Origin of the sequence: Pinirhizobacter soli (genome assembly GCF_015905305.1) — a bacterium.
In the GTDB taxonomy this organism is placed as follows: domain Bacteria; phylum Pseudomonadota; class Gammaproteobacteria; order Xanthomonadales; family Rhodanobacteraceae; genus Pinirhizobacter; species Pinirhizobacter soli.
The window spans coordinates 816016-836621 of sequence record NZ_JADZLQ010000001.1; the positions used below are offsets into that span (position 1 = coordinate 816016).

General features: G+C 65.9%; 18 protein-coding genes and 3 tRNA genes. 4 read left to right on the forward strand and 17 right to left on the reverse strand.

Annotation, left to right across the window (positions count from 1 at the left end; translation table 11 throughout):
• The first annotated feature begins 15 nt into the window (after positions 1-15).
• Positions 16-1047, forward strand: a complete 1032-nt coding sequence (locus tag NDK18_RS03260; RefSeq protein WP_425502837.1) for a C13 family peptidase — start codon at positions 16-18, stop codon at positions 1045-1047.
• Here the strand turns inward: NDK18_RS03260 and hisIE are convergent.
• From hisIE to hisS, 11 genes are all read right to left on the reverse strand, one after another.
• The gene (gene hisIE, locus NDK18_RS03265) at positions 1031-1642 is read right to left on the reverse strand and encodes a bifunctional phosphoribosyl-AMP cyclohydrolase/phosphoribosyl-ATP diphosphatase HisIE (protein ID WP_250625741.1); all 612 of its coding nucleotides are present in this window, start codon (positions 1640-1642) and stop codon (positions 1031-1033) included. The two genes, NDK18_RS03260 and hisIE, sit on opposite strands and share 17 nt — an antisense overlap.
• Complete coding sequence (hisF, locus tag NDK18_RS03270) at positions 1639-2409, reverse strand: imidazole glycerol phosphate synthase subunit HisF (protein WP_250627076.1); 771 nt, start codon at positions 2407-2409, stop codon at positions 1639-1641. Before hisF ends, hisIE begins: the two co-directional genes overlap by 4 nt.
• Before the next feature lie 2 nt (positions 2410-2411).
• Complete coding sequence (hisA, locus tag NDK18_RS03275) at positions 2412-3158, reverse strand: 1-(5-phosphoribosyl)-5-[(5-phosphoribosylamino)methylideneamino]imidazole-4-carboxamide isomerase (protein ID WP_250627077.1); 747 nt, start codon at positions 3156-3158, stop codon at positions 2412-2414.
• Positions 3155-3748 (reverse strand): imidazole glycerol phosphate synthase subunit HisH, encoded by a 594-nt coding sequence (hisH, locus tag NDK18_RS03280; protein WP_250627078.1) that lies wholly within the window; start codon positions 3746-3748, stop codon positions 3155-3157. The genes hisA and hisH overlap by 4 nt, the downstream gene beginning before the upstream one ends.
• Positions 3748-4812 carry a bifunctional histidinol-phosphatase/imidazoleglycerol-phosphate dehydratase HisB gene (gene hisB, locus NDK18_RS03285; RefSeq protein ID WP_250627079.1) on the reverse strand — a complete coding sequence of 355 codons (1065 nt, stop codon included), beginning with the start codon at positions 4810-4812 and terminating at the stop codon, positions 3748-3750. The genes hisH and hisB overlap by 1 nt, the downstream gene beginning before the upstream one ends.
• Positions 4809-5867, reverse strand: a complete 1059-nt coding sequence (hisC, locus tag NDK18_RS03290) for a histidinol-phosphate transaminase (RefSeq protein ID WP_250625736.1) — start codon at positions 5865-5867, stop codon at positions 4809-4811. Before hisC ends, hisB begins: the two co-directional genes overlap by 4 nt.
• Positions 5864-7174, reverse strand: a complete 1311-nt coding sequence (gene hisD / locus NDK18_RS03295; protein WP_250627080.1) for a histidinol dehydrogenase — start codon at positions 7172-7174, stop codon at positions 5864-5866. Before hisD ends, hisC begins: the two co-directional genes overlap by 4 nt.
• Positions 7171-8064: an ATP phosphoribosyltransferase gene (hisG, locus tag NDK18_RS03300; protein WP_250627081.1), complete on the reverse strand. Its 894-nt coding sequence runs from the start codon at positions 8062-8064 to the stop codon at positions 7171-7173. The genes hisD and hisG overlap by 4 nt, the downstream gene beginning before the upstream one ends.
• Positions 8061-8384, reverse strand: coding sequence for a YerC/YecD family TrpR-related protein (locus NDK18_RS03305; protein WP_250625733.1), 324 nt, complete (start codon positions 8382-8384; stop codon positions 8061-8063). The genes hisG and NDK18_RS03305 overlap by 4 nt, the downstream gene beginning before the upstream one ends.
• A 116-nt stretch (positions 8385-8500) precedes the next feature.
• Positions 8501-10396, reverse strand: coding sequence for an HAL/PAL/TAL family ammonia-lyase (locus NDK18_RS03310; protein ID WP_250627082.1), 1896 nt, complete (start codon positions 10394-10396; stop codon positions 8501-8503).
• Positions 10397-10411: 15 nt separating this feature from the next.
• Entirely contained in the window at positions 10412-11806 is a 1395-nt protein-coding gene (gene hisS, locus NDK18_RS03315; RefSeq protein WP_250625731.1) for a histidine--tRNA ligase, read from the reverse strand.
• Positions 11807-11963: 157 nt separating this feature from the next.
• Here hisS and NDK18_RS03320 point away from each other — a divergent pair.
• Positions 11964-12040: transfer RNA gene (locus NDK18_RS03320), tRNA-Pro, on the forward strand.
• Positions 12041-12187: 147 nt separating this feature from the next.
• Positions 12188-12262: transfer RNA gene (locus NDK18_RS03325), tRNA-OTHER, on the forward strand.
• Between the two features lie 38 nt (positions 12263-12300).
• Here the strand turns inward: NDK18_RS03325 and NDK18_RS03330 are convergent.
• The 6 genes from NDK18_RS03330 to NDK18_RS03355 all read right to left on the reverse strand — a co-directional run bounded on the left by NDK18_RS03330 (position 12301) and on the right by NDK18_RS03355 (position 17929).
• Positions 12301-12393: transfer RNA gene (locus NDK18_RS03330), tRNA-Ser, on the reverse strand.
• Between the two features lie 83 nt (positions 12394-12476).
• Positions 12477-12668, reverse strand: a complete 192-nt coding sequence (gene csrA, locus NDK18_RS03335; protein ID WP_250625730.1) for a carbon storage regulator CsrA — start codon at positions 12666-12668, stop codon at positions 12477-12479.
• 292 nt (positions 12669-12960) lie between these two features.
• Positions 12961-15594: an alanine--tRNA ligase gene (gene alaS / locus NDK18_RS03340; RefSeq protein ID WP_250627647.1), complete on the reverse strand. Its 2634-nt coding sequence runs from the start codon at positions 15592-15594 to the stop codon at positions 12961-12963.
• Positions 15595-15673: 79 nt separating this feature from the next.
• Positions 15674-16174, reverse strand: a complete 501-nt coding sequence (locus NDK18_RS03345; protein WP_250625729.1) for a regulatory protein RecX — start codon at positions 16172-16174, stop codon at positions 15674-15676.
• A gap of 77 nt (positions 16175-16251) precedes the next feature.
• On the reverse strand, positions 16252-17286 hold the full coding sequence (gene recA, locus NDK18_RS03350; protein ID WP_250625728.1) for a recombinase RecA: 1035 nt from the start codon (positions 17284-17286) through the stop codon (positions 16252-16254).
• A gap of 133 nt (positions 17287-17419) precedes the next feature.
• A complete protein-coding gene (locus NDK18_RS03355) occupies positions 17420-17929 on the reverse strand; it encodes a CinA family protein (RefSeq protein ID WP_250625727.1) in 510 nt (169 codons plus the stop codon).
• Between the two features lie 75 nt (positions 17930-18004).
• Here NDK18_RS03355 and mutS point away from each other — a divergent pair, with 75 nt between their 5' ends.
• The gene (gene mutS / locus NDK18_RS03360; protein WP_250627083.1) at positions 18005-20584 is read left to right on the forward strand and encodes a DNA mismatch repair protein MutS; all 2580 of its coding nucleotides are present in this window, start codon (positions 18005-18007) and stop codon (positions 20582-20584) included.
• Positions 20585-20606 lie beyond the last annotated feature (22 nt).

Below are 20606 nucleotides of genomic sequence, written 5' to 3' on the forward strand. Positions count from 1 at the left end.
GCGCGCCTGTTGCTGGTGGCCTTGCTGGCCTTCGTCGGCGGCGGGCTGGCCATGCATGTGCTGGCGCATTTCCACTCCGCCAGCGTGGCTGGCGGGCACATCCCGTCCAGTGCATCGCCAGCGGTGGGCGCTGCCCCGGCAACCTCGGCCGCGCCGCCGGCCGGAGCATCGACCGTGGCCGACGAGGGCAGCGATGTCGACAGCGCCGACGACGGCGAGGATGACAACGCAGACAACTGGCCAGCCGATGCCCCTTCCCCCGAACAAGTCCTCTACGCCCAGCCCCGGATGATGGAAAAGTCCGTCGGCGAACTCACGCCACGCGTGCCCGGCAAGCCCAACCTCTGGGTGATCGCATTCGCCGGCGACGGTGGCGAGGACGTCTTCCGCAACGAGGCCGAATATGCCCAGCACCTCTTCGCACGGCGCTTCGATGCCCAAGGCCATGTGCTGGTGCTGCAGAACAATCCGGCCACGCTCAACACGCGCCCACTTGCCACCTGGAGCAACCTGGAAACCGGGCTCGACGCCATAGCCTCGCGCATGGACCGTGGCCAGGACATCCTGCTGCTCTACCTCACCAGCCACGGCACCGAAGACCACACGCTGTTGGTGGACATGAATCCCCTGCCCCTGGACCAGCTCGATCCGGACGGCCTGGCGCAGATGCTCGCAAGCCGCCACATCCGCTACAAAGTCGTGGTGGTGAACGCCTGCTACTCCGGCGGTTTCCTGCCGTCGCTGCGCGGTGATGGAACGGCTGTGCTTACGGCCGCGCGAAGCGATCGAAGCTCGTTCGGGTGCGGATCGGATTCAGACATCACCTACTTCGGCCGTGCGTGGCTGGTGGATGGCCTGAACCAGACCGACGACATCCTGGCCGCCTTCGCCAACGCTAAGAAGGAAATCAACCAGTGGGAGCAGCGTGACAAGCTCACCCCGAGCGAACCGCAGCTCGACCTCGGGTTCGGCATCGAAGCCCAACTGGAAAAATGGCGGGCCGGCCACAAGGCGGGCCCCACCATCGGGTTCAGCGCGGCGAAGTAGCGTGCCGCTCGGCCAGCACCGCGGCCACGGCGGAAAGGTCCAGGCCGCGATCACGAAGAAGCACCGTCAGGTGAAACACCAGGTCCGCTGCTTCCCCCAGTAAAGCGCCGTCGTCCTGGGCGACGCCAGCCAGCGCCACCTCGACACCCTCCTCACCCACCTTCTGCGCAATACCGCGGGTACCGCCATCGAACAGGGCGGTGGTGTAGCTACCCTCGGGCCGTTCGGCATGGCGGCGCGCCACCAATGCGTCGAGCTCGGCCAGGAAGGCCAGCGGCGGACGCACGCCATCGCCGAAGCAGCTGGATGTACCTCGGTGGCAGGTAGGACCCGCAGGTTCCACACGTGCAAGATAGGTATCGCCGTCGCAATCCAGATGCAGGTCGACCAGGCGCAACACGTTGCCCGAGGTCTCGCCCTTGGTCCACAACCGCTGCTTGCTGCGGCTGAAAAAAGTGACCAGGCCACTGGCTTCGGTTTCCTTCAAGGCGGCTTCGTCGACGTAACCAAGCATCAGCACTTCGCCCGTTCGCGCGTGCTGCACCACCATGGGCAACAACCCGTCGCCCTTGGCCCAATCTGGTTGCACGGTCATGCCCTTATCTCCACGCCGGCGCGGCGCAACTGGTCTTTCAGATCGTCGATGGCGATGGTGCCTGCGTGGAATACGCTGGCAGCAAGCGCGGCATCGACGTCCGCATGGGTGAACGCGTCGATGAAGTGCGACGGTGTTCCCGCCCCGCCGGACGCCACCAGCGGTACCGGGCACACCTCGCGTACCGCTTGCAGTTGCTCGATGTCGTAGCCCTGGCGCACGCCATCGGAACCCATGCAGTTGAGCACGATCTCCCCCGCTCCGCGGTCGCAGGCTTCGGCCACCCAGGCAAGCGTGGTGCGGGCCAGTGCCTGCGTCTTCGAAGGATCACCCGTGTACTGGCGGACGCGCCAGGTACCGTCATCGTCACGCAGGCTGTCCACGCCCACCACCACGCACTGCACGCCGAAAGCAGTGGCCAGTTCGTCGATGAGGTCCGGGCGCTCCAGCGCTGGGGAATTTACCGATATTTTATCGGCGCCGGCATGCAGCACTTCGCGGGCGCCCTCGACGCTGCGGATGCCGCCAGCTACGCAGAACGGGATGTCGATGACGCGGGCCACGCGCTCGACCCAATCGCGGTCCACCCGACGCCCTTCCGGGCTTGCCGTGATGTCATAGAACACCAGTTCATCGGCGCCTTCGTCGCGGTAGCGCAAAGCCAGCTCGACGATGCCGCCAACCACGGCATGGTCGCGGAAGCGCACGCCCTTGACCACCTGGCCATCGCGCACGTCAAGACAAGGAATGATGCGGCGTGCCGGCATGCTCAGGCCTCCACGCCGCCGGCTGCCACGAAGGCATCGGCCAGGGCCAGCGAGCCCTGCAGCAGGGCACGCCCGACGATCACACCGGCGATGCCCGCTGCCGCCACCGCGGCGACGTCGGCGGCCGAACGCACGCCGCCCGACGCCTGCACCTGCAAGCCCGGCGCCAGCGCGGCCAGGCGCTGGTATAGGGTGAGATTTGGGCCGGCCATCATGCCGTCACGATCGATGTCAGTGCATAGCAGATGCACGGCGCCCGCCTTGGCGAACAGCGGCGCCAGCACCTCCAGGGTGGCGCCTGCCTGCTCAGTCCATCCTGCGTGTGGCAGCTGCCAGGCACCCTCGCGCCAGCGGGTATCGAGCGCGATCGTCAGGCGTTCAGGCCCGAACCGCGCCAACCAGCCGGACACCGTATCGGGCTCGCGTACGGCGATGCTGCCCACCACCACCCGCGCCACACCCAGGCCAAGCAGGCGCTCGATGCCGGCGGCGTCACGCACGCCGCCACCGGCCTGCAGCTTCAAGCCGGCCTTGGCGATCGCCTCGATATAGGCGAGGTTGGCAAAGCCGCCATCGCGTGCGCCGTCGAGGTCCACCACGTGCAGCCACGTGGCGCCCGAGTCGCGATACTGGCCGGCCAGGACAGCAGGATCGACGTCGAAGTTGGTCTGTTGTGCGTAATCACCCTGGCGCAGGCGGACCACGCGCCCCTGGCGAAGATCGATGGCAGGAATGACTTGCGTCGTCATAGGTCGAGGAAGTTGGCCAGGAGGCGCGCACCGGTGCGCGCGGAACGTTCCGGATGGAACTGCATGCCGAAGAAGTTGCCGCGGCCGATCACGGCCGAGAACGGCTCGCCGTGCGTACTGGTGGCAAGCGTGTGTTCACCCGCCGGCAGCGCAAAGCTGTGCACGAAATAGGTCCAGGCATCCTCGCCGATGCCACGAAGCAGCGGATGCGGTTGCGTCGGCTGCAGGGTCGTCCAACCCATGTGCGGAATGCGCAATCCTGGGGTCGCGGTGAAACGGCGTGCCCGGCCCGGCACCACGCCCAGGCATAGGGTGTCACCCTCGTCGGACGACTCGCAAAGCAGTTGCATGCCCAGGCACACGCCCAGCACCGGTTGCGCCAGGCCGCGCAGCACCTGAACCAGGTTCGCCTCGCGCAACCGCGCCATGCCGGGCGGCGCGGCGCCCACGCCTGGAAGGATCACGTGCGAAGCTGCGCGGATGCGTTCCGGATCGGCCGTGAGTTCCGCCTCGGCCCCCAGGCGCAGCAAGGCATAACGCACCGACCCGATGTTGGTGCCGCCGGCGTCCACCAGCACCACGTCGGCCATCAGAGAGCTCCCTTGGTGCTGGGCAGATCCGCGCCTTCGCGCCGCAGTGCCTGGCGCAGGGTCCGTGCCACCACTTTGAAACACGCCTCGACCATGTGGTGCGCATTCTCCCCACGCACCGTCAGGTGCAGGTTCGCACCCAGCGTCTCGCACAGCGAACGGAAGAAGTGCGGTACAAGCTCCGTAGGCACCTCACCGACACGTTCGCGCGGGAAGTTTCCCTCGAAAACGAAATACGGACGGCCGGAGAGATCGAGCGCGGCGCTGGCTGCGCTTTCGTCCATCGGAAGGGTGAAGCCGTAGCGACCGATGCCGCGCTTGTCGCCCAGTGCCTGGCGAAGTGCCTGGCCCAGGGCGAGTGCGCAGTCTTCGATCGTGTGGTGCTCGTCGATATGCGTGTCGCCATCGCAATCGATAGTCAGGGCGAAGCCGCCGTGCTTGCCGATCTGCTCGAGCATGTGGTCGAAGAAGCCCAGCCCCGTGCGCGCATGTGGCTCGGTGGCGCGATCAAGGTCGACGCTTACGCGGATATTGGTTTCCTTCGTCCGGCGCGTGACGCTGGCCGTGCGTGGCGAATCCAGCAGCGCGTGCGCGATGGCGGGCCAGTCCAGGCCGTCTTGGCCGATGCGCAGGCCGCGAACGCCCATGTTGGCGGCGAGCTGCATGTCGATATCGGAGTCGCCGACCATCATCGACTGCGTGCGGCTCCAGCCGTCATCGCCCAGGTATGCGCGCAGCATGCCGGTGCCTGGCAGGCACGTGGGAACACCATCGCCCGGCAGGTTTTCGTCGATGAATACGTCGCGAAAAACGACGCCCTGGGATGCAAGCAAGCCCAGCAGAAGCGCCTGCGGACCGGCGAAGCCTTCGCGCGGGAAACCCGGGCCGCCAAGCCCCGGCTGGCTGGACACCATCACCAGGTCGAAGCCTGCACCCACGAACTGCTGCAATGCGTTGAGAACGCCTGGAACCAGGGCCAGCTTGTCGTACGCATCCACCGGGCCCTTCGCGGGCCTGGCGACGATGCAGCCTTCACGGCCGAGGAACAGGATCTTGCCGCTCATGCCGGCACCGCGATGGTGGCGAGTATGTCCCATACACGGTCGTTGTCTTGCGGACGGCCGATGGTCAGGCGAAGTGCGTCGTCCAGTCCCGTATAGCGGCGCACGTCGCGCACCACGATGCCGGCGGCCAGCAAGGCCGCCTGGCTTGCAGCGACATCATGCAGGCGAACGGTCAGGAAGTTGGCATCGGAGGCCATCACCTCACGCACTGATGGCAAGGTCCGCAATCGTCGGGCCATGCGTTCGCGCTCGTGGCGGATCGTGCCAACGTGCACGAGTGCTTCGTCGAAGGCAGGCGATGCCAGGGCCTGCAAGGCGGCGTCGGTGCACGGGGTTGCCAGCGGGTATGGCGCCATGATCCGGCGAAGCAGCCCTACCAGGCTTTCATCGCCGAGCAGGCAGCCGATGCGCGCACCGGCCAGGGCGTAGGCCTTGGACAAGGTGCGCAACACGCAAACATGGTCATGCTGTTGCACCAGGGTCGCGGCGCTGCCCTGCCCGGCGAATTCGATATACGCCTCGTCCACCACCAGCACGGCGCGGCCCGCCAGCGCCTTCGCCAGACGCTCGATGCCATCGCGCGGCACGAGGGCGCCCGTAGGGTTATTCGGTGAACACACGAACACCAGGCGCACGGATGGAGTCACCGCGGCCAGCAAGGCGTCGATGTCGAGTGAGAAATCCGTCGGACGCAAGGGCGACTCGATCACCGTCGCACCCTGCACGCGCGCGCACACCGCATACATGCCGAAGGTCGGCGGTGAAATCAGTACCGCGCTTTCCCCCGCAGCGCAAAAGGCACGCACCAGCAGATCGATCGCTTCGTCGCTGCCGCGGCTCACCAGCACCTGGCCCGGGGCAACGCCGTACAGCTGGGCCAGTCGTTCAACCAGCGCCTTGGGCTGCGGGTCGGGATAACGGTTCAAGCCCAGGCCATCGTCCCAGGCCGACTCGTTTGCATTGAGGAACAACTCGCCACCTGCCGCTTCCATGCGCGCGCTGGAATACGGCACCAGTGCGCGCACGTCGGCTCGTGCCAGGTCCAGTACGCTCATGCGGCCACCTCGCCCAGGGCATCCAGACGCAGCGTTACCGCCAAGGCGTGTGCGTCCAGCCGCTCTGCCGCGGCAAGCGTGACGGCGCACGGACCGATCGCGCGCAAGCCCTCGGCAGTGAGTTCCTGCACGGTCACCTGCTTGACGAAGCTTGCCACCGATACGCCGCTGTAACTGCGGGCATGGCCATACGTAGGAAGGACATGGTTGCTGCCGCTGCAATAGTCGCCGATGGATTCGGGTGTCCAGCGACCTAAGAACACCGAGCCTGCGCTCTGCACCGAGGCAAGCCAGCTACGCGCCTCCTCCACCTGCAGGATCAGGTGCTCGGGCGCGTAGCGATTGCTGACTTCGATGGCCTGGTCGATGTCGCGCACTTCGATCAACCGGCTGTTGGCAAGCGATGCGCGGGCGATATCGCTACGCGGCAGGAGCGGTGCCTGGCGGTCGACCTCGCGCGCCACTGCGTCGAGCATCCGGGGCGCATCGCTCACCAGCACCACTTGCGAATCGACCCCGTGCTCGGCCTGCGAAAGGAGGTCTGCCGCAACGAATACCGGGTCGGCATCGCCATCGGCGATCACCAGCACTTCGGAGGGACCCGCCGGCATGTCCATGGCAGCGCCAGCGGGATCGGCGGCGACCTGGAGCTTGGCCTCGGTAACCCAGCTGTTACCCGGGCCGAACAGCTTGTCGCAGCGGGGAACGCTCGCCGTGCCATAAGCCATTGCGGCGATCGCCTGGGCGCCGCCGAGCTTGAATACCCGGTGCACGCCGGTCAGGCGCGCGGCATACAGCACGGCATCATCGCAGCGGCCGTGCTCCTGCAAGGGCGTGCATAGCACCACCTCGGCGCACCCGGCCAGGCTCGCCGGGATGCCCAGCATCAGGGCCGTGGACGGTAGGGGTGCGCCGCCGGCAGGCACGTACAGGCCTACACGCTGGATCGGGCGAAGCATCCGCTCGACGCAGACACCGGGCGCAGTTTCCACCGACACGGCCGTCGGCGCACCCGCGCGGTGGAAAGCTTCGATGCGGGAAGCGGCCTCGGCAATGGCGGACTTCAAGGCGACATCGAGCCTTGCTTCGGCGTCGATGAATTCCTGCTCGTTTACTTCAAGCACAGCAGGCTTGTGGCCGTCCAACCGCTCGGTAAGCTCGCGCAGAGCGTCGTCGCCGCGACGCCGCACATCGGAAATGATGGCCGCCACCCCGCCCTGCAACGCCGCCGAGCGCGATTGCTCAGGACGGGCCAGGGCCGCGTCACGGCCAGCGTCGTCGAGGGTGTTCCAGTCCACGCGCTTCATGCCAGCATCTTCTCCACCGGCAGCACCAGCATGTCGCGGGCACCGGCTTTCTTCATTTCTTCCAGTTGGCGCCAGCTCACCGCACCGGCGCACAGCGCCTGAAGCACTACCTGGCCGGGCTCGCCGTCGACCTGGGTGAGCGTGGGCCGCGGCATCCCGGGCAGCAGGCGGGTGATGGCATCCAGGGCGTCGCGCGGCGCCTGCATCATCACCAGTCGCGAGTCGCGCACCTGGATCACGCCGTCGAGGCGGCGCAACATCAGTTCGGCAAGGTCACCCCGTTCGTCGGTGGGAAGCGTGGCGGGGCCGGCGAGGACCGCCTGGCTTTCCATCACCACCGCCACTTCGCGAAGCTGGTTGGCGTTAAGCGTTGCGCCGCTCGATACCAGGTCGCAGATGGCGTCGGCGGTGCCCAGGCGCGGGGCGATTTCAACGGAACCGGCGAGCATCACCACCTTCGCTTCCACGCCGTTCTCGCGCAGCCATTCGCCCAGGAGGCCAGGGTAGGAAGTAGCGATGCGCAGGCCGCCCAGCTGCGAGGGATCGGTGTAGGCGTCTTCCTGCGGCATCGCCACCGACAGCCGGCAGCCACCAAATCCCAGCGGGCGCAGCTCTTCGATGCGCGGCACCGAGGAATCGGCTGTCAGCTGGAACTCACGCAGGACATTGCGCCCGACGATGCCAAGGTCGCAGACGCCTTCTGCGATCAGGCCCGGGATGTCGTCGTCGCGCACCAGCAACAGATCCACCGGCTCGCCCTCGCCGAAGCAGAACAGCTTGTCGCGGCTCTGACGGAACTTCAGGCCGCAACGCGCCAGCAGTTCCTGGGCAGGCTCGGTGAGCCGGCCGGATTTCTGCATGGCGATGCGCAAGCGGTCGCGGGGCTTCATGCCGATACCCCGCGCTCGTTGAGCGAACGTGCAGCGGCGGCCATGTAGCCGCCGCTGCCCTGATTGAGGTAGCGCGCGACGCGGCCGATGGTGGTGATGCTCACGGAGGTTTTCTCGTGGATGGCGCGGTAGGAAAGGCCTTCAAGCAGGTAAGGGACGACCCGCCAGCGGTCCACCAGCAGTTCGATTTCCGCCGGGGTGCACAGGTCGTGCAGGAAGGCCTGCATGTCGTCGACCTTCCCCAAGGCCACCAGGGCCTCGCAAAGGCTGCGCTCGGCATCGCCGGCCGTGGTCTGGGGATCGAGGGAGCGTCGCTTCATAATGTATTAACGCGTTAGTACGATAGGACAAATGATGCCATGACTGGCCCTACCCGGCAAGGCGCTGAAACGTGTGTGGGTCGCAGTAGGCCTGCGACCGGGCCCGGCGCCGGGGCTTAAGCCACCAGGACGCCGCTGGCGACGATGTCGCAGATACGCTTCACATCGCCGTCCATCGCGCGGTCGCGCTGCATGAAGGCGATCTGCCCGCGGAGCTTCTCCAACGCCTCGCGCACGGCGGTACCACCGTGGAAATCCCCCGCTTCCGCAAGTGCTTGCATCAACTGCCTGACCTCACGCTCGAACTGCGGGTAGTGCGGCGAATCCTGTCGCGGGGCACCGTTGATCTTCCCTGCCAGGGCTGCCCAGTCGCCGCTGATAGCCAATTCGCGTGCCGCGTTGAGCATGTCCTGGCGGTACTGCAGGGCCTGCGCGGCGGTATAGAGCTCCATGGCCAGCACATGGCCGAGGTCCTCAGTCATCTCCAGCACGTGGCGCGCCTCGTTGGCGCCCATGGAGACATGGTCCTCGGCATTGGCGCTGGTGGGCACCGAGTACACCGAGGCCGGATGGGCGCGCGTGGCCAGGTCGTTCACCAGGGCCGCCGCGGTGTACTGCACGATCATGAAACCTGAATCGGTGGCGTCTTCATTGCCGATCAGGAAGGCCGGCAGGCCGTCGTTATTGGCCGGATCCACGAGCTTCGCCGTGCGGCGTTCGGAAATGGATGCCAATACCGGGATCGCCGCCTTCACGTAGCTCATCGACAAGGCCAGCGGCATGCCATGGAAGTGGCCGGCGGAGATCACCTGATCCTCGATCACCTGGGCATTCTCCGCATCGGGAAAGACCAGCGGGTTGTCGGTGACGGCGTTCAACTCGATGTCGAAGACACGGCAAGCCTGGTCCCAGGCATCGCGCACGGCGCCGTGTACTTGCGGGGCGCAGCGCAGGCAATAGGCGTCCTGCGGCTGGTGCTTCTTGCCACCCTTGAAGGGCAGGAAGCGGCTGTAGAAGGCTTCCTTGCCGTGGCGCTGGCTGGCGGGCACGTAGTCCCAGCTGATATCGAACCGATGCGCCTGGCCTTCGGGCGTGCTCCAGGCATCGGCCAGCCACGGACGGAACCTCGGCACCAGGTGGTAGGCGATATCGGCCAGGGTGGAGCCTTCGAGCAGCTCAAGGAAACGGCTGGCCGTGGCCACCTGTCCCGGGTGCGGGCGCAGTGCATGCACCTCCGGCGCGAACGCGCGGGTGCGTCCGGCAAAGGCGTCGAGCGTCATTGCCGCGGCGAGGTCCGCGGTGTCCATCAGCATCTGAAGGCGGTCCAGTGCCAGCACACCGCAAGCCAGCATCTGCGTGGTGCCGTTGTTGAGCGCCAGGCCTTCCTTGAACGACAGGCGCACCGGTTGCAGGCCAGCGCGGACGAGCGCCTCGGCACCGGGCATGCGCTCGCCCTGGTAGAACGCCTCACCGCCACCGAGCAACACGATGGCCAGGTGCGACAAGGGAGCAAGGTCGCCACTGGCACCGACGGAACCCTTCTCCGGGATCACCGGGATGATATCGCGGTTCAGGAGTTCGGCCAGTGACTCAAGCGTGCTGACCCGGATGCCCGAATGACCGCGCATCAGGGTGTTCACGCGAATGACCAGCATCGCGCGGACGACCTCCGGTGCGAACGGCCGCCCCACGCATACCGCGTGGGTGATGATCAGGTTGTGCTGCAGTTCCTCAAGCAGGCTTCCCTCGTGGTGTTCAGGGTTGCCGCCAGACAGCTCGTCGCGCACGCGGTGGGCGCCCAGGAGCTTGTCGGCATTGCTGCCGAAGCCCGTGGTGACGCCGTAGATGGGCTCGCCGCAGCTCACTTTCTCGGCGAGAAAATCCGCGGCGCGGCGAACCTTCGCCAACTGCCCGGAGTCCAGGCGGACGGTCGCACCGTGGCGCGCGACACGCACCACGTCGGCGCGGGTGAGGCTGGCGCCGTCAAGGAGGATGCTCGTGTTGTCGTTCATGCGGTTACCAGGTGCTTAAGGCTTTGATGACTGGTGCAGGCTGATGTCAGCCTGGGCCAGTTCCACGCGCAGGGCTTTGATCAATTCGGTACGGGCCACTTCGAACTGATCCTCACGGCGAAGGTCCTTGACCGTGACCACGTTGCGGGCAAGTTCGTCCTCGCCCAGCACCAGCACGAAGCGGATACCGGCGCGGTCGGCATACTTGAACTGCTTGCCGAGCTTGCCGCCCTCCATCACCACCTCGGTGGCGATGCCGGCCTGGCGAAGCTCGGTAGCCAGGGCGATGTAGTGCGGCAAGTCGGCGGCGTCCATCTGCGTCACCAGCACATCCACGGTGCTCTGCGCGCGCGCGATGAGACCGGCGTCGCGCAACTGCCAGAAAAGGCGGGTCAGGCCGATGGAGATGCCCACGCCGGGCAGGTGCGATTTGGTGTACTGGCCGGCAAGGTTCTCGTAACGGCCGCCCGAACACACCGAACCGATATCCGGATGATCGTTGAGCGTGGTCTCGTAGACGGTGCCGGTGTAGTAGTCCAGGCCACGGGCGATCGACAGGTTCAGCACGAAATGGGTATCGGGCACGCCGAAGTCGCGCAGCAGGCCGAGCACTTCCTTCAGTTCCGCCCTGCCCTGTTCGAAGGTTTCACCCCCGCTGCCAAGCGCGTCGAGCTTGGCAAGAGCATCGGCAAGCGAGGTCGAGCGCACCTGGACGAAATCCAGGATGCGGTCGGCAGCTTCGTGGCTCAGGCCGAACGCCTCGCCGGTGAGGGTGTCGCGCACGTATTGCGGGCCACGCTTGTCGAGCTTGTCCACCTCGCGCAGCACCAGCATCTGCTTCTCGGCATCGTCGATGCCAAGCCCTTCGAAATAACCGCGCATCAACTTGCGGTTGTTCATCTGGATGGTGAAGGCGCCGACGTCCAGTTCGCGGAACACGCTGTAGATCACCGCGGGGATCTCCGCGTCGTAACGGACCGAAAGCGCGTCCTTGCCGATCACGTCGATGTCGCACTGGTAGAACTCACGGAAGCGGCCGCGCTGGGCGCGCTCGCCGCGATAGACGCGCTGCATCTGGTAACGGCGGAAGGGGAAGCTCAAGTCGTGTTCGTGTTCGGCCACGTAACGGGCCAGCGGCACCGTGAGGTCGAAGCGCAGCGCAAGCTCCGGGCGGTCCTTCTCTTGCGCCAGGGCGCCGGTGGATTGAACGAAGTACACCTGGCGCTCGGTCTCGCCGCCGGTTTTGGTCAGCAGGACGTCGGAAAACTCGATCACCGGGGTTTCAACGGGCAGGAAACCGAAGCGCTCGTAGTTGCGGCGGATGACGTCGAGCATGCGCTGGAAAGCGATCTGGTCCAGCGGGAGCAGCTCGAGCACGCCGGGCATGGTGCGGGCCTGGGTCAGTGCCATGGAATCCTCGGGAAGAAGGCGGTTTCAAAGGGGCGAAATGCAGCCGCCTAGGTTACCAGATGAGGCCCGCGCCGCCGCGCGACACGCCATCCCCGGGGCCTGCGACTGGAACTGTTGCCAAGCCCCGGCCGGCCCATTAACATACGCGGCTCGCTGTCGGGGTGTAGCTCAGCCTGGTAGAGCGCTACGTTCGGGACGTAGAAGTCGCAGGTTCGAATCCTGTCTCCCCGACCAAAATAATTCCCGTTGTATGCAGTATCGAAGAAACCGGCCGCGGCCGGTTTTTTCGTTGATGAGATTCGGAAGTGGCGATGGCGTCGAAGATCAAGGGCGCTTCGTTCGGCTCTACAGCCGCTCCGCTTCACTTCACTGCCGGCATGGGGAGGGATGACCGGCCCTTCGGCCGTTCGCGCTGCGCGCGTCGAACGAAGGGTTCGAATCCCTCTCTCTCCGCCAGACACAAAAAAACCCCCTTGCGGGGGCATTTTTGTGTCTGGCGGAGAGAGAGGGATTCGAACCCTCGATAAGGCTTTTGACCCTATACTCCCTTAGCAGGGGAGCCCCTTCGGCCTCTCGGGCATCTCTCCGTGAACATGGGCCTTCGGGTGTTTGGTCCGAAAGAGCCGCCAAGGATACCGACCTTGGGAGCGTGCGACAAGCCTCAATGACCCTAGCCGACCTCGCCGTCGGAAGGATCGTTCTCGTTCTTGATGCGCTGGTAAATCTCCTCGCGGTGCACCGCGACATTCTTCGGAGCATTGATGCCAATGCGCACCTGATTGCCCTTCACACCGAGAACGGTGACGGTCACCTCGTCGCCGATCATCAGGGTTTCACCGACCCGGCGGGTCAGAATCAACATGATAGTTACTCCATTTACTCAGGTCATTGGCCAGCCACCGGACGACGACTCACCCCGAGATCGTCGCTCGACGGTTCGACGTACCGCCCGGGCCAGGGACCTTAACCCTGTCCGGCTCAACACACTCGGATAACCAGCGGCCAATCACGACCACTCGACTCGACACCCCCCCACTGCGGCGGCATCGATAGTCGGGTGATACTAACGAGCCGAAGCGGGGTGCGCAACGCAAACAACGTACCAAACCGCCGACGGTGTACCGCGGGAACGTCGATTCCCGGTTATCTTCCTTTCAGCCGACGCGCGTGGCAATCCATGCGGGCAACTCTGCCAGGGCCTTGACCAGCGCCGGTCCATCCGTTCCACCGCCCTGGGCCATGTCCGGGCGGCCGCCGCCCTTGCCGTCGATCGCCGCCGCCACATGGGCCACGAGATCGCCGGCCTTGATCCGTCCCAGCGCCGATCCGCCGACACCGGCGACCAGCGAGGCCCGGCCGTCGGCCGCACCGGCAAGGACGATCGCGCAGTCGGCAAGTTCCTGCTTCAGGCGGTCCAGCGCGTCGCGCAGGGCCTTGGCATCCAGGCCCTCCAGGCGCGCGGCAACCACCTTGATTCCCTTTACCTCCACCGCCGAGGCGGCCAGGTCCGCGGAAGCTGAACCGGCGGCCTTCGCCTTGAACGATTCAAGTTCGCGCTCGAGCTTTTTCTGTCGATCGAAAAGCTGGCGGAGTTTTTCCACCACTTCGTCACCACTGACCGACAGCAAGGCCGACACCTGGGCCAGCCGGCGCTCCTCGTCGGCCACGAAGGCCAACGCACCGTCACCGGTCACCGCCTCGATGCGGCGCACGCCCGACGCCACGCCGCTTTCGCTGATGATCTTGAACAGCCCAATGTCGCCGGTACGGCCGACATGGGTGCCGCCGCACAGCTCGGTGGAAAATTCCCCCATGCGCAACACGCGTACTTCGTCGCCGTATTTCTCGCCAAAGAGGGCGATGGCGCCGAATTCGATGGCATCGTCGTAGCCCATCTGGTGTACCTCGGCCTCGGCATTGCCACGCACCGAGGCATTGACCATGGCCTCGACCTGCGCAAGCTCCGCCGGGGTGACGGGTGCAAAGTGCGAGAAATCGAATCGCAGGCGGTCGGGCGCGACCAGCGAGCCCTTTTGCGCCACGTGTTCGCCAAGCACGGTGCGCAGCGCCGCGTGCAACAGGTGGGTGGCCGAGTGGTTCAGCACCGTGGCCCGGCGGCGCTCGACGTCGACGCTGGCAACCACGATGTCGCCCACGCGTAGCGGTTGGGCACCCTTCCAGCGACCGACATGACCGAAGAACACGCCGCCGAGCTTGCGCGTGTCGGCGACATCGAATTGCCCGTCGCCGGCATTGAGCCTGCCGGTGTCGCCCACCTGGCCGCCGGATTCGGCGTAGAACGGCGTGCGGTCCAGCAGCACCGTGGCTTCCACGCCATCGTCCAGGACGCCAATGGATTTGCCCTCGCGCACGATGGCAACCACCTTGCCGCCTTCGCGTTCGAGCGCGTCGTAGCCCTCGAATACAGTCGGCGCCAGCGCGCTGGCCACGTCCGCCGGCAGCTGGCCCTTCGATTCGAACTGGCTGGATTTGCGAGCCAGGGCGCGTTGCTGTTCCATGGCCGTTTCAAACCCTGCCATGTCCACCGACAAGCCCCGCTCGCGGGCAATGTCGGCTGTGAGATCCACCGGGAAGCCGTAGGTGTCGTAAAGCCGGAATGCGTCCTCGCCCGGTATGCTGCCATGGGCCCTGCGGGCTACCTCGTCGAATAGGCGCATGCCCTTTTCCAAGGTTTCGCCGAACCGCAGTTCCTCGGTGCGCAGGGCCTGTTCCACCAGTGCGCGCTTGGCCGGCAGTTCCGGGTAGGCCTCGCCCATTTCCTCCACCAGCGGCGCGACCATCTTCCAGAAGAAATCGCCGCGCACGCCCAGCATCCATCCATGGCGCAGTGCGCGGCGGATGATGCGGCGGAGTACATAGCCCCGGCCTTCGTTGGACGGCAATACGCCATCGACGATAAGGAACGAGCAGGCGCGGATATGGTCGGCAATCACGCGCAGCGACTTGTTGGCGAGATCGGTGGTGCCGGTGAATTCACCCGCCTTGCGGATCAGGTGGGCGAAAAGGTCGATCTCGTAATTGGAATGGACATGCTGGAGTACCGCGGCCAGGCGCTCCAGGCCCATGCCGGTATCGACGCACGGTGCGGGCAAGGCTGAGAGCGTGCCATCGGGCGCGCGGTCGAACTGCATGAACACCAGGTTCCAGATCTCGATGTAGCGGTCGCCGTCTTCATCGGGCGAGCCCGGGGGGCCGCCGGAAACGTCCGGACCATGGTCGAAGAAAATCTCCGTGCAGGGGCCGCAGGGGCCGGTGTCGGCCATCTGCCAGAAATTGTCCGAGGCATACGGCGCGCCCTTGTTGTCGCCGATGCGCACAATGCGCTCGGCCGGCACGCCGACGGTCTGGTTCCAGATCCGGTAGGCCTCCTCGTCGGTGTGGTACACCGTGACCCACAGGCGATCGGCCGGCAGCTTGAACACACCGGTGAGCAATTCCCAGGCATAGGCAATGGCGTCTTGCTTGAAGTAGTCGCCGAACGACCAGTTGCCCAGCATCTCGAAGAAGGTGTGGTGGCGCGCGGTGTAGCCCACCGCGTCCAGGTCGTTGTGCTTGCCGCCGGCGCGCAGGCAGCGTTGGACGTCAGCCGCGCGAACGTATCCGGGCTTTTCGCTGCCCAGGAAGACATTCTTGAACGGCACCATGCCTGAGTTGGTGAACAGCAAGGTCGGGTCGCTGGCGGGCACCAGGGACGCGGACGGGACGATGGTGTGTCCCTTGCTGCGGAAATACTCAAGGAAGGTGGAGCGGATCTGCGCGGTTTTCATCGGGGACGGTAGGGCCATGCCTTGGATTTCGGTCGCCACGGGGAGTGGCGGCGGCAGGACACTAGCCGGTCGGACCCGGTCAATCGTCGGCTGCGTCGTCCACTTCAGCGTGGGTGAGACTACGTACTGTGGCGGCCGCGAAGCCGCGGCGCAAGAGGAACTGGGCCCGGCGGCCGCGTTCGGCGTAGTCGGCCGTGGGACCACCGTAGCGGCGACGCAGGATGTCGGCGGCCAGTTCGTGCCAGTCGACCTCTGCTTCGTCCAGAAGGCGCCGGGCTACGGCCTCGCCAATCCCGTGGTTGCGCAATTCGGCCCGGATGCGGGCCGGACCGTACCCATGGCTGGCGCGGTTGCGCACCAGCATGGAGGCGAAGCGGTCGTCGTCCTGGTAGCCCTGCTCGCCCAGGCGCCCGATCGCTTCAGTGGTGTCCTGGCGGTCGTAACCACCCTGGCCGAGCTTCCGGGAAAGCTCACGCCCGGAATGTTCGCGCCGTGCCAGCAGGCCCAGGGCCTTGTCGTACGCCGTGCGTTGGGGCTTCTCACCCTTCGCAGGCTTCCCCGGTCGCTCGCGACGCGGCATGGCAGTTCCTTGAAAAATGAAGAAGCCGCGCACGGGGCGCGGCTTCTTCAAGGTTAATGCAAGAGCACGCCTGTGTATCAGGCCTCTTCGAGGGCCTCTTCCGGTGCCGCGCCACGGGGAGCGGGCTTGACCAGCAGGCGCGCACGCAGCTCCGTATCGACCTCGTTGGCGATGGCCGGGTTGTCGCGCAGGAACTGACGCACGTTTTCCTTGCCCTGGCCGATGCGGTCGCCCTTGTAGCTGTACCAGGCGCCAGATTTGTCGATCAGGTTCTCGCGCACGCCCAGCTCGATGATCTCGCCTTCGCGCGAGGTGCCCTCGCCATAGAGGATTTCGAATTCCGCCTGGCGGAACGGCGGCGCCACCTTGTTTTTTACCACCTTTACGCGGGTTTCCGAACCAATCACTTCGTCACCCTTCTTCACCGCGCCGATGCGGCGGATGTCCAGGCGCACCGAGGCATAGAATTTCAGCGCATTGCCACCGGTGGTGGTTTCCGGCGACCCGAACATCACGCCGATCTTCATGCGGATCTGGTTGATGAAGATCACCAGGCAGTTGGTTTTCTTGATGTTGGCCGTGAGCTTGCGCAGGGCCTGGCTCATCAGGCGGGCATGCAGGCCGACGTGGGAGTCGCCCATCTCGCCTTCGATTTCCGCCTTGGGCGTGAGAGCGGCGACCGAGTCGACCACGACAATGTCCACGGCGCCGGAGCGGACCAGCATGTCGGCGATTTCAAGCGCCTGCTCGCCCGTATCGGGCTGGGAGACCAGGAGGTCGTCGACCTTCACACCGAGTTTTTCGGCATAGGACGGATCGAGGGCGTGCTCGGCGTCGACGAAGGCCGCGGTGCCTCCAGCGCGCTGGCAGGCGGCGATGACCTGCAGGGTGAGCGTGGTTTTACCCGAGGATTCCGGGCCGTAGATCTCGACCACGCGGCCGCGCGGCAGGCCGCCGATGCCCAGCGCGATATCCAGGCCCAGGGAGCCGGTGGACACGGTGTCGATGGTGTCGTCGGGGCGGTCGCCCAGGCGCATGACCGCGCCCTTGCCGAACTGCTTTTCGATCTGGCCGAGGGCACTGGCGAGCGCCTTGCGCTTGTTGTCATCCATCGTTTGCATTCCCGCGTGAGGTCGTTTGATGTAGGTGTATCTTGCGCCGCGGCGATCTCAGGGACTGCGATCCACCAGGACTAAATTCAATTATCCCATACCCATCCGGGTTTGCCCTGGCGGATGTGGCCTGTTAACCCGTCAGGGCAAGCAGCATGCCTTCGAGGGCGGCGCCCACGGTCTGCCGGCGCACCGCTTCGCGGTCGCCGTCGAAATGGAACAACTTGGCATGCGCATAGCCGCCACGCCGTTTCCAGCCAATCCATACCGTGCCGACGGGCTTGTCGGGCGTGCCGCCGGAGGGCCCTGCGATACCGGTAACAGCCACGGCAAGGCCTGCGCCAAAGCGCGACAAGGCGCCGGAGACCATTTCCGTCACGGTCGATTCGCTCACGGCGCCCGTGGCCTCTAGCGTGCGCGGGTTCACCCCGAGCAGGGCCTCCTTGGCTTCGTAGCTGTAGGTAACCACGCCGGCATCGAACCAGGCGGAACTACCGGGAAGATCGGTGAGGCTCTTGGCGACCCAGCCGCCAGTGCACGATTCGGCGGTCACGACCATCAGGCGGCGCTCCTGCGCAGCCACGGCCACCTTGCCGGCCAGTTGGTACAGATCGCCATCGGTGGGAATGGAGGGGTGCTCCATGCGAGACTTTCGCTTTTGCGGGGAAGGGAACGCACGTTCTACTCCCCCATCACCGTATCGCCAAGACTTGACGCCATGACGCAGGACGCCACCTCGCACACTCCCTTCATGCGCCAGTACCTGGCCGCAAAGGCCGAACATCCGGATGTATTGCTGTTCTTCCGCATGGGCGACTTCTACGAGCTTTTCTACGATGACGCGCGCAAGGCCGCGCGACTGCTGGACATTACCCTCACCCAGCGCGGCCAGTCGGCCGGCGCGCCGATCCCGATGGCGGGCGTCCCCTACCACGCCGCGGAGAACTACCTGGCCCGCCTGGTGAAACTGGGTGAATCGGTGGCGATTTGCGAACAGGTAGGCGATCCGGCGCTGTCGAAGGGGCCGGTGGAGCGCAAGGTGGTGCGCATCGTCACCCCGGGCACGGTCACCGACGCCGCCCTGCTGGAAGACCGCCGCGACAACCTGTTGCTGTCCATCGCGGCTGATGGCGCGCGTTACGGCCTGGCCTGGGTGGACCTGTCCACCGGCCGCTTCCTGTTGAGCGAAGTCAATGGCGCCGAAGGGCTGGCCGCGGAACTCGCCCGCCTGGCGCCGGCCGAGACGCTGGTAGGCGAAGATGTCGCATGGCCCCGGATGGTCAGCAGCTTGCCTGGCCTGCGCAAGCGCCAGCCCTGGCACTTCGACGGCGCGGCAGCCCTGCGTGAACTGTGCCGTTTCTTCAAGGTGCGTGATCTCTCCGGATTCGGCGTCGAAGGCATGCCCGTCGCGGTGGCCGCCGCCGGTTGCCTGCTCGGCTACGTGGAGGAAACCCAGAAGAGCGCCCTGCCCCATCTTTCGGGCATGGCAGTGGAAAGCGCCGGTGAAACCATCGCCATGGACGCGGCCACCCGGCGCAACCTGGAAATCGATACCCATCCCACCGGCCGCACCGAGCACACCCTGCTCGGCGTGCTCGATGAAACCGTAACGCCCATGGGCGCGCGCCTGCTCAGGCGCTGGCTGAACCGCCCGCTGCGTTCGCAACCCCTGTTGCGCGAACGCCACCAGGCGATTGCGCTTCTTCTCGATACCCGCCGGCACCTTTCCCTGCGCGAACGCCTGCGCGGCATCGGCGACCTGGAACGCATCCTGGCCCGCGTGGCTTTGCGTTCGGCCAGACCGCGTGATCTATCGACCCTGCGCGACGGCCTGCTTGCGGCGCCCTCGTTGCGTGATGAAATCGCAGCGCTGGACAGCCCGTTGCTGCATGCCCTGGTGTCGCGCATCGGCGAGCATCACGAACTGGCAGCGCTGCTGCAGCGCGCGGTGATCGAACAACCGCCGGCGCTGATCCGCGACGGCGGCGTGATCGCCGACGGCCACGATGCCGAGCTGGACGAACTGCGCCGCTTGTCCACGCATGCCGACCAGTATCTGGTGGAACTGGAGGAGCGCGAGAAGGCCGCCAGCGGCATCACCTCACTGAAAGTGGGCTACAACCGCGTCCATGGCTACTACATCGAGATCGGCAAGGGCCAGAGCGGCCGCGCACCCACGCACTACACGCGCCGCCAGACCACCAAGAACGCCGAGCGCTACATCACCGAGGAACTGAAGGGCTTCGAGGACAAAGTGCTGTCGGCCAAGGAACGCTCGCTGATGCGCGAGCGCGCCCTTTACGAGGCGCTGCTCGATACCTTGATCGAGCAGCTTGCACCCTTGAAATCCGCAGCCTCCGCGATGGCGGAACTGGACGTGCTGGCCAACCTCGCCGAACGTGCCGACGTGCTGGACTGGGCACAGCCGGAACTGACCGAACGCGACGGCCTGCGCATCGTGCGGGGCCGCCATCCGGTGGTTGAAAAAGTACGCGACGACCCGTTCGAACCCAACGACCTGTGCCTGGACGACTCCCGCCGCATGCTGGTGATCACCGGGCCGAACATGGGCGGTAAATCCACCTACATGCGGCAGAACGCGCTGATCGTGCTGCTGGCGCATATTGGCAGCTACGTTCCCGCCGCCGAGGCCTGCCTTGGCCCGGTGGACCGCATCTTCACCCGCATCGGCGCCGGGGATGATCTTTCGCGCGGCCAGTCCACCTTCATGGTGGAAATGACCGAGACCGCCAACATCCTGCACAACGCCACTGCGCAAAGCCTTGTGCTGATGGATGAAGTGGGTCGTGGCACCAGCACCTACGACGGCCTGGCGCTCGCCCGCGCCGCGGCCGTGCACCTGGCCGCGACCAGCCGCGCCTATACCCTGTTCGCCACGCACTACTTTGAACTGACCGCGCTGGCCGGCGAGATGCCTTGTGTGGCCAATGTCCATCTGGACGCGGTGGAGTACGGCGACCAGCTGGTGTTCATGCATGCCGTGAAGGAAGGCCCTGCCAATCGCAGCTTCGGGCTGCAGGTGGCTGCGCTAGCGGGCTTGCCACCCACCGTCGTGGCCGATGCGCGGCGTTACCTGGCGGCCCTGGAACAGGGCCAGCAGATCGCCCACGCCAGTGCGCCGCCGGTGGCAGCCCCTACCCCGCAGATGGGGCTGTTTAGCCCGCCGCTGCCATCAGTGGTTGAAGAATCGCTGCGTGCGCTCGATCCTGATGCGATGACACCACGCGATGCACTGGACGCCCTGTACCGGCTGCATCGCCTGGCACGCGGCATTTGATCGAAAGGCGCCAGGGTAGCCT